This window comes from Pseudomonas sp. B21-047, assembly GCF_024748775.1.
Classification (GTDB): Bacteria; Pseudomonadota; Gammaproteobacteria; order Pseudomonadales; family Pseudomonadaceae; genus Aquipseudomonas; species Aquipseudomonas capeferrum.
This window is the reverse complement of record NZ_CP087169.1, coordinates 4,022,419-4,035,707: the sequence shown is the minus strand read 5'-3', so window position 1 is coordinate 4,035,707 and position 13,289 is coordinate 4,022,419. Positions and strand designations below refer to the sequence as shown.

Here is a 13,289-nt window from a genome sequence, read left to right as displayed (position 1 = left end):
ATAAAAAAACCCGACAGTGTCGGGTTTTTTTGTACAAGCCGATTACTGCTTGGCAGGTTCGGCTGGAGTAGCAGGCGCGGTTTCTGGCGCTGGAGTGGCCGGGGCGGCTTCCGGAGCCGGAGTTGCCGGAGCGGCTTCTTCGGCGGCCTTCTGCTGCGCTTCGGCCTGATCTTTGGCAGCTTCAGCGTTTTCCTTGGCGGCTTCGTTCATCTTATCCTGAGCTTCGCCCATTTTTTCCTGGGCTTGCTCGGCGTGTTGCTGTGCGTCTTGGGCTTTGTCTTCGCTCGCTTTATCGCAAGCGGCCAGGCCCATGGCAGCAGCCAGCATCAGAGCAAAAGCAAAAGGTTTACGCATGGGGGTGTATCTCCTTGGTGGAATAAGTGACTTGTTCCTTCGAGTACAACTACGCGGAATAAGTTCCGCGCAGGTTACAGATATATAACGCCCCGTTCTACATAGACTTTTTAACGGTTTTATGCCGTTGCGTCCGTAGCCCTGGAACTTGCCGATGAGCGATTCAACCTTGATGGCCATGGCCGAGCGTTTTCTGTCGGCCTTGAAGCATTGTCAGTTGTTGCAGATGCGCGTGGCGCATGCCGATACGCAGGGCATGACGTTGATCTTGCCGTGGTCGCCGGCAATCGTTGGCAACCCGCAAACCGGCGCGGTGCATGGTGGGGCGCTGACCACGCTGATGGACACTACCTGCGGCATGGCCACCCTGTGTGCGCTGCCACAGTTCGAAGTGTGCCCGACCTTGGACCTGCGCATCGACTACATGCACACAGCCGAGGCTGGCAAGGACATCTATGGCCATGCCCAATGCTACCGGGTGACGCGCGATGTGATCTTCACCCGAGGCAGCGCCTACCAGGACGACCCCAGCCAGCCCATCTGCCAGGTGGTGGGAACGTTCATGCGCCTGGGGCCGCAGATCAAGGGCGGCATTCGCTTCGGCAACAGACTCAAGGAGGGTGGCGCATGATCCCGCCAGACGTACGCCAGCAACTCAATGCCGCCCACGCGGTGGGCGACTACCGGCCGTTGCTGGCATTGATCCCCTATGCCGGTCTGATCGGCATCGAATGCGAGCGCCAGGGCGAGGACCTGCTTTTTCGCCTGCCAGCCAACCCGGACAACATTGGTAACCCTTTGCTGCCAGCGATTCATGGTGGCGTGATCGCAGGGTTCATGGAGTTGTCTGCGGCGTTGTACCTGCTGATCTACAGCGAGAGTGCGAGCATTCCCAAGGTCATCGACTTCTCCATCGACTACCTGCGCGCCGGGCACTTTCGCGACACCTACGCTCATTGCCAGCTGTGGCGCCAAGGGCGACGGGTGACCAACGTCGCCATCACCGCCTGGCAAGGTGATCGGCAGTCGCCCATCGCCACCGCCCGGGCACATTTCAAGATCGAACCGGAAAAGCCCTTGAAATCGCCTGGGCAGCCCCCATCTGCATGACATCCGCCATTAACGCAGGCCGAATCGGCTGCAGGCGCCCACTGCCATCAGATCGGAGTTTTGAAGACCATGAGTGTGGAAACACAAAAGGAAACCCTGGGCTTCCAGACCGAGGTAAAGCAGCTGCTGCACCTCATGATTCATTCGCTGTACTCGAACAAGGAAATCTTCCTGCGTGAGCTGGTTTCCAACGCCTCTGACGCGGCTGACAAGCTGCGTTTCGAAGCCCTGGCCAAGCCAGAGCTGCTCGAAGGCGACGCGGATCTGCGCATTCGTCTGAGCTTCGACAAGGACGCCGGCACCATCACGCTCGACGACAACGGCATTGGCATGAGCCGCGAAGACGTCATCACCCACCTGGGTACCATCGCCAAGTCCGGTACTGCCGACTTCATGAAGAACCTCACCGGTGACCAGAAGAAGGACTCGCACCTGATCGGTCAGTTCGGCGTGGGCTTCTATTCGGCCTTCATCGTTGCCGACAAGGTCGACGTCTACAGCCGTCGCGCAGGCCAGCCGGCTGCCGAGGGCGTGCACTGGTCGTCCAAAGGCGAGGGCGAGTTCGAAGTTGCTACCGTAGACAAGCCAGAGCGCGGCACCCGCATCGTGCTGCACCTGAAGAAGGATGAGCAGGAGTTCGCCGATGGCTGGCGCCTGCGCAACCTGGTCAAGAAGTACTCCGATCACATTGCCCTGCCGATCCAACTGCCTAAAGAGCAGGAAGCTGCAGAAGGCGAGGAGCAGCCAGCCGTTGAGTGGGAAACCGTCAACCGTGCCAGTGCCCTGTGGACCCGTCCGCGTACCGAGATCAAGGACGAGGAATACCAGGAGTTCTACAAGCACATCGGCCATGACTTCGAGAACCCGCTGGCCTGGAGCCACAACAAGGTCGAAGGCAAGCTTGAATACAACTCGCTGCTGTACGTCCCGGCCCGCGCGCCGTTCGACCTGTACCAACGTGAAGCACCGCGTGGCCTGAAGCTGTATGTGCAGCGCGTGTTCATCATGGACCAGGCCGAGTCGTTCCTGCCGCTGTACCTGCGCTTCATCAAGGGCGTGGTCGATTCCAACGACCTGTCGCTGAACGTTTCTCGCGAAATCCTGCAAAAAGACCCGATCATCGACTCGATGAAGACCGCGCTGACCAAGCGCGTGCTGGACATGCTGGAGAAGCTGGCGAAAAACGAGCCAGAGCAGTACAAGGGCTTCTGGAAAAACTTCGGCCAAGTGCTGAAGGAAGGCCCGGCCGAGGACTTCGCCAACAAAGAGAAGATCGCAGGCCTGCTGCGCTTCGCTTCCACCCATGACGACAGCGGTGAGCAGAGTGTCGCCCTGGCCGATTACCTGGCCCGCGCCAAGGAAGGCCAGGACAAGATCTACTACCTCACCGGCGAAACCTATGCGCAGGTCAAGAACAGCCCGCACCTGGAAGTCTTCCGCAAGAAGGGCATCGAGGTCCTGCTGCTGACCGACCGTATCGATGAGTGGCTGATGAGCTACCTCAACGAGTTCGACGGCAAGAGCTTCGTCGACGTCGCCCGTGGCGACCTGGACCTGGGCAAGCTGGATTCCGAGGAAGACAAGAAGGCCCAGGAAGAAGTCGCCAAAGACAAAGAAGGCCTGGTCGAGCGCCTGAAAGGCGCGCTGGGTGACAGCGTTGCCGAGGTGCGTGTTTCCCACCGCCTGACCGACTCGCCGGCAATTCTCGCCATTGGCGAACAGGACCTGGGCCTGCAGATGCGCCAGATCCTCGAAGCCAGCGGGCAGAAGGTGCCGGATTCCAAGCCGATCTTCGAATTCAACCCGAGCCACCCGTTGATCGAGAAGCTGGACCACGAGCAGAGCGAAGACCGCTTCGCTGAGCTCTCGCACATCCTCTTCGATCAGGCGGCCCTGGCGGCCGGCGACAGCCTCAAGGACCCGGCGGCCTACGTTCGTCGCCTGAACAAGCTGTTGGTCGAGCTGTCTGCTTGAGTTGATGCATCGATAAGCCCGCTTCGGCGGGCTTTTTCATGGTGAATGCTAAGGAGTGCTTGATGAGCAAGGTAATCGTCGAATCATTGGTCTATCACCTGTCTGGCAAGGCCTATGAAAGCCGCCTGGTCTACGAGCCTGGTGCGTTGCGGCGGCCGGGGCTGGTGATGGCGCCGAACTGGATGGGTATTGGCGAAGGTGCCGAGCGCATTGCCAGGGAAGTGGCCGAGAAGGGCTATGTGGTGCTGATTGCCGACCTCTATGGGCAGTCGGTGCGGCCGTCCAATGCCGATGAGGCCGGGGCGGCGATGATGCCATTGAAGAACGACCGCGCAGAGCTGCGCAAGCGCATGCAGGAAGCACTCTCGCAACTGCTGGCGCAGTCCAAGGCGTTGTTGGAGCCTGGCAAGGTGGCCACCTTCGGCTTCTGTTTCGGCGGCTGCTGTGCGCTGGAACTGGCGCGTGCGGGTGCCGACCTGAGGGCTGCGGTCTCCTTCCACGGTACCCTGGATACGCCGAACCCGGCAGATGCCAAGCACATCAAGGGCTCGGTGCTGGTGCTGCACGGTGCGTCCGACCCGCTGGTGCCAAAGGAGCAATTGCCAGCCTTCGAAGACGAGATGAATGCGGCCAAGGTCGATTGGCAGTTGCTCAGCTATGGCGGCGCGGTGCATTCGTTTACCGACCCGAATGCGAACGTGCCGGGCAAGATGCAGTACGACCGTCGTACCGCGGAGCGCGCGTTCCGCTCGATGCACAACCTGCTGAGCGAAGTGTTTCAGCGCTGAGGGTGCACTGGGGCCGCACAGCGGCCCCCCATCACCGTGGCAACTCGATCCGCGAAGTCTCCCCCGGCACCGTCGGCCAATCCCCCGCAGCCCATCTCACCCTGGCCCGCTCGATCAAGGCCGGGTCACTTGCCACGAAGTTCCAGTTCATCCGTCGCGGCCCATCCAGCGGTTCGCCGCCGATCAATACCAGCTGGCATTCACCCTCTGCGTACAAGGTGACCGCTTCGCCCTCCGGCAGCACCACCAGGCTGCACGGCTCGACCGCCTCATCGTTCAGTACCAGCTCGCCGTCAAGCAGATACAGCGCCCGCTGCGCATGTTCATCCGCTACCTGCAGCGTGGTCGCCGGCTGCATGTGTACATGGGCGTAGAGGGTAGGGGAGAGCACCGGTACCGGCGACTCAAGGCAGAACCCGTGGCCGGCAATCATGCAGATGCGTACCCCCAGGCTATCACTGACCGGCAGGCTTGCCGCCGGGTGATGGCTATAGCTTGGCGCGCCCTCCTCGAGCGCGCGCGGCGACGCCAGCCAGACCTGCAGGCCGTGCAGGCGCGAGCCACGGGCAAGCGCCTCGGCCGGTGTGCGCTCGACATGCGCCACACCACTGCCAGCGGTCATCCAGCTGACATCGCCTGGTCGCACATGCTGCGCGGAACCTAGGCTGTCCTTGTGCAGGATCTCGCCTTCGAACAGGTAGGTCAGCGTTGACAGGCCGATATGCGGGTGCTGACGGATGTCCATGCCACGGCCTGGAGCGTAGTCCGTTTCGAGCATATGGTCGAAGAACACGAACGGGCCGACGCTGCGGCACTGCGCAGATGGCAGCGGGCGTAGGATCGGCTGGCCCTCGACCGACTCGGCACGTGGGCGGATGACCAGGGGGCTGCTCATGGTGGGCTCCGGGCAGGTTGCAAGTGCTCCAAGCATAGCGGTTTGCCGGGGTTTGCTGAACTGCGGCGCGGGCCAGTCGGTCTACCCTGTTCGTACTTGGAGAAGGAAGCTGCCCATGATCGCCAGAGCGCTGGCTTGTGCGTTGTTGTCCGGCTGCTTGTGCCTGCCGGCACAGGCGCGCAACTACCGCTACAGTGACGCCCACCTGCACTACGTCGACTTTTTCCAGGAGACAGAGGGCATGCCGGCCTTGATCAAGGCCATGGATGAGGCGGGCATCGAGCAGTCGATGATCTCCGGCATCCCGGTGGCCAAGAAATGGCACGAGGACGAACCCAAGCGCCCGCGCTATTACGCAGGTGATGACGCCGATGCCTATTGGTACAGCGCGACCGATACCTACGTCGCCGCAGCCCTTGAGAAGCTGCCAGAGGCGCAGCGGCGGCGCTTTCATCCGTTTCTGACGGGCTTCAACCCGGTGGACAAGAACGCTGTCAGCCACATCGAGCGCATGCTCGAGCTGTACCCCGGGCTCTGGCAAGGCATCGGCGAGGTGTTCACCCGTCATGATGACCTCACGGCCCTGACCAGCGGCGATACGCCGCGTGCCAACAACGAAGCCATGACGCGTATCTATCACCTGGCGGCAGAGCGCGACCTGCCGGTGCTGCTGCACTCCAATATCACCTCCAAGCGCGAGCGCAACCCCCTGTACCTGGCCGAAATCGAAGAGCCGCTGCGTAATCATCCGCATACTCGGTTTATCTGGGCGCATGCGGGCACGAGCATGGAGATTCATCGGCATCAGACGCAGATGGACTTTCTGTTGCCGGTGCTGACGCGTTTGCTGAAGGACTACCCGAACCTGTATGTGGATTTGTCGTGGAGTGTGCTAAAGCCCTATTTGCTGGACGACAAGGGCGTGCCGCGCAAGGCCTGGGTCGAACTGGTCAAGCGCTACCCGGAGCGCTTCATGCTGGGGTCGGATGTGGTGGGGCGGTTTGGCAGCCTGGGGGAGGAGATGCACGGCTTCAAGCCGTTTCTGGATGCCTTGCCCGAAGCGGTGGCCAAGCAGGTGGCGCGGGATAACTTCCTCGCGGTGTTGCCCAGGGCACGCTAGCAGCCGGTACCGGCAACACAAAAGAAAACGCCCCGAACCAGTCGGGGCGTTTTCATTATTGCGTCACGGCCTTACTTGCCAGCCCAGCGCTTGAGCACCAGGGTGGCGTTGGTGCCGCCGAAGCCGAAGCTGTTGCTCATGACCGTATCGATCTTGGCGTTTTCTTCGGTCTTGCGCGGGATCGGCAGGTCAGCGACTTCCGGGTCCAGTTCGTCGATGTTGGCGGAGCCGGCGATGAAGTTGTTTTCCATCATCAGCAGGCAGTAGATCGCCTCGTGCACACCTGCGGCGCCCAGCGAGTGGCCCGACAGGCTCTTGGTCGAGCTGATCTTCGGTGCCTTGTCGCCGAACACTGCGCGAACACCCTTCATCTCGGCAACGTCACCGACCGGGGTCGAGGTGCCGTGGGTGTTCAGGTAGTCGATCGGGGTGTCGACGGTGGCCAGCGCCTGCTGCATGCAGCGGATGGCGCCTTCGCCGCTTGGGGCGACCATGTCGTAGCCATCGGAGGTCGCGCCGTAGCCGACGATTTCGGCGTAGATCTTGGCGCCACGGGCCAGTGCGTGCTCCAGTTCCTCGACCACCACCATGCCACCACCGCCGGCGATGACGAAGCCATCACGATCGTTGTCGTAGGCGCGCGAGGCCAGTTCAGGGGTTTCGTTGCGCTTGGTCGACAGGGCGCCCATGGCATCGAACAGGAACGATTGGCTCCAGTGCTCTTCTTCACCGCCACCGGCGAAGACGATGTCTTGCTTGCCCCACTGGATCTGCTCCAGCGCGGTGCCGATGCAGTGTGCCGAGGTGGCGCAGGCCGACGAGATCGAGTAGTTCAGGCCCTTGATCTTGAACGGGGTGGCCAGGCACGCCGAAACGGTGCTGCCCATGGTGCGGGTGACGCGGTACGGGCCGACGCGCTTGACGCCTTTCTCGCGCAGGGTATCCAGCGCTTCCATCTGGTTCAAGGTCGAGGCGCCGCCGGAACCGGCAACCAGGCCGGTGCGCGGGTTGGAAACCTGCTCTTCGGTCAGGCCGGCGTCCTTGATTGCGTCCTGCATCGCCAGGTAGGCGTAGGCCGCGGCGTGGCCGACAAAGCGATAGACCTTGCGGTCGATCAGTTCTTCGAGGTTGAGGTCGATGGACCCGGAAACCTGGCTGCGCAGCCCCATTTCCTTGTATTCCGGGTTGAAACGGATACCCGGACGGCTGTTACGCAGGTTTTCGGTGACGGTCTCTTTGTCATTGCCCAGGCACGATACGATGCCCAGACCAGTGATAACGACGCGGCGCATGCGAATAACCCTTAGAAATTGTCAGTGGAGGTGAACACGCCGACCCGCAGGCCTTCGGCGGTGTAGATCTCGCGGCCGTCGACGCTGACCGAGCCATCGGCGATGGCCATGTTCAGCTTGCCCTTCAGGACGCGCTTGATTTGAATGTTGTAGGTGACTTTCTTGGCGGTAGGCAATACCTGGCCGAAGAATTTCACTTCGCCCGAACCCAGCGCGCGGCCGCGGCCCGGCAGGCCTTGCCAGCCGAGGAAGAAGCCGACCAGCTGCCACATGGCGTCCAGGCCCAGGCAGCCCGGCATGACCGGATCGCCTTCGAAGTGGCAAGCGAAGAACCACAGGTCCGGATTGATATCCAGCTCGGCGACCAATTCACCTTTGCCGTACTTGCCGCCTTCTTCGCTGATATGGGTGATGCGATCGACCATCAGCATGTTCGGCGCGGGCAGTTGCGCATTACCTGGGCCGAACAGCTCACCGCGACTGCAGCGCAGCAGGTCTTCCCGAGTAAAGGCGTGTTGTTTGGTCATGCGAGCTCCTCAATAACCCCCTGCGGCAGGGGATGAATCTTCCCGGCCGGCCCGAAAAGCGATGACTCCGGGGCGGCAGCCTACAGGTAGACTATTGCGTTGTGGTGAAAGTCACAGTGCACCAGACGAAAGAAGTACAGGTGTGCACTGAAACGTCTATTTTCAGGCCCGAAGAAGGTCCTGTCCAGTCCTTAAGACTGCCGCACTTTAGCATTTATCGCCAGTCGCGGTTGTCTGACCGGGTAACCAGCGTTGCAGCACGCGTTGCAGTTCGGTGCGGCGCAAGGGTTTGCTCAGGTAATCGTCCATGCCGGCGGCCATGCAGCGCTCACGATCACCCTCCAGGGCGTTGGCGGTCAAGGCGATGATCGGCAGGTGCATGCCGTTGGGCAGCAGGCGGATGCGCTGGGTGGCTTCATAGCCATCCAGGTTTGGCAGGCGGCAGTCCATCAAAATGGCGTCGAAGCGTTGCTGGCTGACCTGCTCGACTGCCTGGAGGCCGTCTGCCGCCACGCTGACTTCAAGCCCCAGGCTGCGCAACATGGCTTCTATGACATTCTGATTGACCAGGTTGTCCTCCACCAGCAGCACCCGCTCGCTACCGGCCAGCGGCCGCTGCTCGCGCACCGCTGCGGGCAGTTGCACCGGGGCAGGTGCGGCCAGGGCCAAGGGCATTTCCAGGGTGAAGGTCGAGCCCAGGCCCTCGCGGCTTTCACCGCGCAGCTTGCCACCCATGCGTTCGGCCAGGGTACGTGCGATCGACAGGCCCAGGCCGGTGCCGCCATAGCGCCGGGAAATCGAACTGTCGGCCTGCTGGAAGGCGACGAACATCATTTCCAGGCGGTCGCTGTCGATGCCGATGCCGGTGTCGCGCACGCTGCAGGTGAACCAGAGCAGTTGTCGGTCCAGTACCTGGCAACGCGCCTCGACCTGCACCTGGCCTCGCTCGGTGAACTTCAGGGCATTGCCGACCAGGTTCAGCAAAATCTGCCGGATCCGCGTCGGGTCGCCGTTCACCCTCAAGTGTTCGATGCCTTCGGGCATGTGCAGATGCAGGCCGAGGCCGCGTTGCTGGGCGCTGTGCTGGAACGATTGGACGCTGCTGGCGATCAGGTCGCCGAGGTTGAAGTCGATGCGCTCCAGCTCCAGCGCCGTGCGCTCGATGCGCGAGAAGTCGAGAATGTCGTTGATGACCTTGAGCAAATGCCCGGTGGACTCGGTGGCAACGGCGGTGTAGTCGGCCTGTTCGCTGGTCAGTGGGGTGGTTTCGAGCAGTTGCAGCATGCCCAGCACGCCATTCATGGGGGTGCGCAGCTCATGGCTCATCATCGCCAGGAAGTCCGACTTGGCGCGGTTGGCCTGTTCGGCCTCTTCACGCGCCTGGGTCAACTGGGCGATGGCTTGCTTCTGCTCGTCACTGGCTTGCTCAAGGGCGCTGGCCAGGTTGTTGATGTGGCGCGCCAGATGGCCCAGCTCGCTGTCATCGACCACCGGCAGCGGGGTGTTGTATTCGCCTTGCTGAATAGCCTTGACCGCATGGCCCATGTCGCTGATGGGTTTGGCCAGGCTGACGGCCAGCCGCCGTGCCAGCAGGAAGGTGAACAGCAGGGCGAACAGGGCCAGGATGCCCGCCTTGATGACGATTTCCTGCTGGCGCTGGCTGAAGGCATCGTCGGACATGCCCACGATCACCCGCCCCAGGTAGTCGTCACCGATGGCTGGGGAAGAAACCTTGCCCGGCTGCAGGAAGTCGGTGTCCAGGCGGATCTGCTGGAGGCGGATCGGGGCCTGGAACACTTCCACCCGCTGCGCCCGGTTGGCGCTTTCGTCAGACTGCTCGACGTAGACCAGGATGTGGTTACGGCTGTCCTGCACCTCCAGAAAACGTACGTGCGGAATGCTCAAGGTGGCGCGCATGAGCCCTTCGAGCACTTCGTTGTTGCCCGAGATCACCCCGTATTCGGAGGCCGGCGCCAACTGGTTGGCGATCAGCTGGCCGGTGTGGTTGAGCTCCTGGCGCAAGTCCTGGATTCGCACGAAGGTGAAGAAGCTGATCAGCAGCAAGGTCAGCAGCAAGGCGGGGCCGAGGCTGATGATCTGGGTGCGGGTGTGGATGTCCCAGCTCAGGCGTCTGCTCATGGGGTGGATTCTCCTTCGGCCAGGGCCTTGGCGGCGGCGTTCGGATCGATGGGTTCAAGGCCCAGGGCGCGTGCCACTTGCTGGTTGCCACTGACGCCGTAGCGCGCGGGGTAAAGGCTGCGCGGCCAGCGTGCCGGCGGCTGGTCGAGCAAGTGGTCGAGCACCGCCAACCAGTCGTCCTGGTCGCTGTAGGTGCTGGCCAGGGCGCCTGCGCGGACGAAGCCTGCGTTCGGGCCGATCAACGCCATTTGCCGCCCATAGCTGCTGAGCAGCAGGTTTTTTGCGGTCTTGGGGTTGTAAAGGGCGGGGTCGTCCAGGCCTAGCAGCACGTCGCTGTTGCCCAGCAGGTATTGCAGGGGCCGGCTGTCACGTGGGTCGGGCCAGTCCTGGGCAATGATCTCCAGGCCCAGGGGGCGGGCGGCATGGCGAAGCTCATCGAGCAGAAAGGCACTGTGCTTACCGTAAAGCACGCCGATGCGTTGTGCTTGTGGCAGCAGGTAGCGCGCCAGGCGCAGTTGGCGGGCCAGCGGCGGGTCGCTCCACAGCAGGGTGAGGAAGGCGGGGCGTGACTTTCCCAGGCGCTGTTCAGCCTGTACCCGGCTTACCCGCATGGCCAGTGCCGGCGGCCCGGCGCTTTCACTCAGGCGCCACTCCAGTGCGGCACTGTCGAGCAGCACCAGACGCTGGTCGGCCTTTAGTCGACCTGGGCGCGGCAAATCGGCCGTGGTCTGGAAGCGCACTCGATCCTGCGGGCGATGGCTTTCGACTGCCGCGACGAAGCTGCGAATGCCGGGCTGGTCTTCGCCACCGACCAGCAGAATATCACTGGCCCACAGCGGCCCCAGGGGCCATAGGCAAAGCAGCAGCAGGCGCAGCAGGCGGGCCATCAGAATTCCAGCTCCGCACTGACGCTCAGGCGATGGCGGCTGTCGTAACGGTTTTGCAGTGCGGTAGTCGGCTCATCGTCCAGGCGTTGCTGCCACAGCGCTGCCAGTTCCAGGTTGCTGCCCTGTACCCGGAAACGCTTGGCCACGCGCAGGTCCAAACGCTCGTAGCGGTACTGGTTGAGGGCATCGTCACCGTAGTAGAAAAGCGCGCTCGACCAACCATCGCCCCATTCGCGCATCCAGCCAGCCGAGCCGCTGTTGCGGGCGCTGAGGCGTCGGTCGTCGGGGTTGCTGGCCCAGGCATCGACGTAGGCGTAGGTCACGCGCAGGCGGTCGCGCAGGGTAGGGCGCCAGTCCAGTTGCGCCTCGCTGCCGGTGAAGCGGGCCTTGTTGGCGTTGCTGGCGATGTACTGGTTGTTCTTCAGCGGCTCGCTGATCATGCCGGTGATTTCGTCGTAGAACACCTTCACATCCATGCTCAGGTCGAGGTCGCTGAAGTAGCCGTTGTAGCCCAGCTCGCGCGAGCGCATGCGCTCCTGGTCGAGGTCGCCCGGGCCGCGCGTCTTGACGAAATACTCACCGTGTTGCTGGCCAAACGCATTGGGGCTGAGGTTTTTGACCGTGTAGCTCCAGTTGACGTTGTTCTCGAACATGTCGGGTGAACGCACTGCCTCGGAATACACCGCACGCAGGCCATGGCGTGGGGTGATCAGGTAGTTGACCGCCACGCGTGGGGTCAGCGAGCTGCCAGACAGGCGCGAGTCCTCGAACATCGCGCCGCCCTGGATGATCCAGTGCTCATCGGCGCGCCATTCCAACTGCCCGAACAGGCGCCAGGTCTGGTCGTCCAGGCTGCCATTGAAATAGGTCTGCGAGTCGGCGCGGTCATAGCGCAAGTTCATGCCGCTGAGCAGGCGCAGGCTGTCGGTCAGGCTCAGGGTGTCCTGGATTTCCAGGTCGTAGCGGGTTTCGCGGGTGCTCTGGTCGACATCGCCGCAGACCACATTGCGCCCGCCCTCGCTGTTCCACTGGGCCTGGATGGCTTCGACCAAGGCCTGTTCCTCGGGGTTGCTGCTGCGCGGGGGGGTGTTGGCGCCGCGCGCCACCAGCTCGGCAAAGTTCGGGTTGAGCTGCCACAGCCGGGTCAGCTCCGGACTGAACGACAGGGCCGCGTCGCAGGCACGCCAGACCTGCTGGCGGTCGAAGTGCTGGGCCGAGCCCTGCACGTACAGGCTGTGATCGGGGTTGAAGTCGATGTTCCAGCGTACCGAGCCTGCGTAGTCCTTGGCATTGACGTCGGCGTTGTCGCCCCGCTCGGTCACATAGGGGAACACCGGCTGGTAGGTGTAGGGCCGCTGGTTGCTGCCTTCCTTGGCCGCCAGTTGCCATTCCAGGGTCTGGTCGGGGGCCAGGCTGTGGCTGGCACTGAGGTTGAAGCGGGTGAGGCGGCGGCTGTCGCGGTAGTCCTGGCCGTACTGGTCCTTGTCGAAACCATCGTCCTGCTGGCCCGACACCGACAGGCGCATGTCGCCGCCGTCCCAGCCGAAGCCGTGGCTGGCGTAGAAATCGTTGATGCCGTCCTGGCCACGGGTGACCTTGAGGCGCGTGCCATGGCTGTCTGCGGGGTTGCGGGTGAGGATATTGACCACGGCCATCAGCGCGTTGGCGCCATAGCTGACCGTGTTGGGGCCACGGAATACCTCGATGCGCTCGATGTCCTCCATGGCCAGCGGGATGTCGCTCCAGTCCACCGTCGCCAGGCCTGCGCGGTACACCGAGCGACCGTCGATCAACACCTGCATGCGCCGGGCGTCATTGACGTTGCTGCCATGGTAGTTGACGGTCGGCTGGTTGCCGGCGCCGTAGCCGATCATCATGCCGGGCACCAGGCGCAGCAGTTCGGGGATGTCGCGGGCACCGCTGGCGCGGATCAGCTCGCTGTCGAGCACGGTCATGCTGCCGGGCACCGCCGCCGGGGATTGTTTGAGCCGGGTGGCGGTCAGAACCTGCGGCAGGTCGGCGTTGTCGATGAACAGATCGTCGGCCATGGCCGGGCCGCCGAGCAAGGCGGTCAATAGTAGAAGACGCGGGTAGGGGGGCGTGCCAGGCAACACGGTACGACCTTGTTTCAGAGATGAAACAGGCATGTTAACCGACCGTGGGGCTTTTGCCAGTGATCTGGCTGGGATCTGGTTGCCCTGTC

12 protein-coding genes are annotated in these 13,289 nt (G+C 62.8%); 5 read left to right on the top strand and 7 right to left on the bottom strand.

All coding sequences use genetic code 11. The annotated features are described in order from the left end of the window. Nucleotides 1–42: 42 nt before the first annotated feature. On the bottom strand, nt 43–354 hold the full coding sequence (locus tag LOY26_RS18335; protein WP_047581273.1) for a hypothetical protein: 312 nt from the start codon (nt 352–354) through the stop codon (nt 43–45). A 154-nt stretch (nt 355–508) separates the two neighbouring features. Here LOY26_RS18335 and LOY26_RS18330 point away from each other — a divergent pair, with 154 nt between their 5' ends. The 4 genes from LOY26_RS18330 to LOY26_RS18315 all read left to right on the top strand — a co-directional run bounded on the left by LOY26_RS18330 (nt 509) and on the right by LOY26_RS18315 (nt 4,226). Next, complete coding sequence (locus LOY26_RS18330) at nt 509–985, top strand: PaaI family thioesterase (RefSeq protein ID WP_258713970.1); 477 nt, start codon at nt 509–511, stop codon at nt 983–985. Then, nucleotides 982–1,464 carry a PaaI family thioesterase gene (locus LOY26_RS18325; protein ID WP_186663280.1) on the top strand — a complete coding sequence of 161 codons (483 nt, stop codon included), beginning with the start codon at nt 982–984 and terminating at the stop codon, nt 1,462–1,464. The genes LOY26_RS18330 and LOY26_RS18325 overlap by 4 nt, the downstream gene beginning before the upstream one ends. Before the next feature lie 69 nt (nt 1,465–1,533). After that, nucleotides 1,534–3,438 carry a molecular chaperone HtpG gene (gene htpG, locus LOY26_RS18320; protein ID WP_033699263.1) on the top strand — a complete coding sequence of 635 codons (1,905 nt, stop codon included), beginning with the start codon at nt 1,534–1,536 and terminating at the stop codon, nt 3,436–3,438. Between the two features lie 62 nt (nt 3,439–3,500). Next, complete coding sequence (locus LOY26_RS18315; protein WP_186663278.1) at nt 3,501–4,226, top strand: dienelactone hydrolase family protein; 726 nt, start codon at nt 3,501–3,503, stop codon at nt 4,224–4,226. Between the two features lie 31 nt (nt 4,227–4,257). On the opposite strand, the gene LOY26_RS18310 is transcribed toward LOY26_RS18315, so the two are convergent. Next, nucleotides 4,258–5,121: a pirin family protein gene (locus tag LOY26_RS18310; protein ID WP_186663276.1), complete on the bottom strand. Its 864-nt coding sequence runs from the start codon at nt 5,119–5,121 to the stop codon at nt 4,258–4,260. Nucleotides 5,122–5,236: 115 nt separating this feature from the next. On the opposite strand from LOY26_RS18310, the gene LOY26_RS18305 reads away from it, so the two are divergent. Next, nucleotides 5,237–6,241, top strand: a complete 1,005-nt coding sequence (locus LOY26_RS18305) for an amidohydrolase family protein (RefSeq protein WP_258713969.1) — start codon at nt 5,237–5,239, stop codon at nt 6,239–6,241. A 71-nt stretch (nt 6,242–6,312) separates the two neighbouring features. Here LOY26_RS18305 and fabB read toward each other — a convergent pair whose 3' ends face one another. The 5 genes from fabB to LOY26_RS18280 all read right to left on the bottom strand — a co-directional run bounded on the left by fabB (nt 6,313) and on the right by LOY26_RS18280 (nt 13,233). Continuing rightward, nucleotides 6,313–7,533, bottom strand: coding sequence for a beta-ketoacyl-ACP synthase I (gene fabB / locus LOY26_RS18300; RefSeq protein WP_258713968.1), 1,221 nt, complete (start codon nt 7,531–7,533; stop codon nt 6,313–6,315). A gap of 11 nt (nt 7,534–7,544) precedes the next feature. After that, nucleotides 7,545–8,060 (bottom strand): 3-hydroxyacyl-[acyl-carrier-protein] dehydratase FabA, encoded by a 516-nt coding sequence (gene fabA / locus LOY26_RS18295; protein WP_033699257.1) that lies wholly within the window; start codon nt 8,058–8,060, stop codon nt 7,545–7,547. A 207-nt stretch (nt 8,061–8,267) separates the two neighbouring features. Beyond that, entirely contained in the window at nt 8,268–10,199 is a 1,932-nt protein-coding gene (locus tag LOY26_RS18290; protein WP_258713967.1) for an ATP-binding protein, read from the bottom strand. Then, complete coding sequence (locus tag LOY26_RS18285) at nt 10,196–11,086, bottom strand: ABC transporter substrate-binding protein (RefSeq protein WP_095063688.1); 891 nt, start codon at nt 11,084–11,086, stop codon at nt 10,196–10,198. Before LOY26_RS18285 ends, LOY26_RS18290 begins: the two co-directional genes overlap by 4 nt. Beyond that, nucleotides 11,086–13,233, bottom strand: coding sequence for a TonB-dependent siderophore receptor (locus LOY26_RS18280; RefSeq protein WP_258713966.1), 2,148 nt, complete (start codon nt 13,231–13,233; stop codon nt 11,086–11,088). The genes LOY26_RS18285 and LOY26_RS18280 overlap by 1 nt, the downstream gene beginning before the upstream one ends. Nucleotides 13,234–13,289 lie beyond the last annotated feature (56 nt).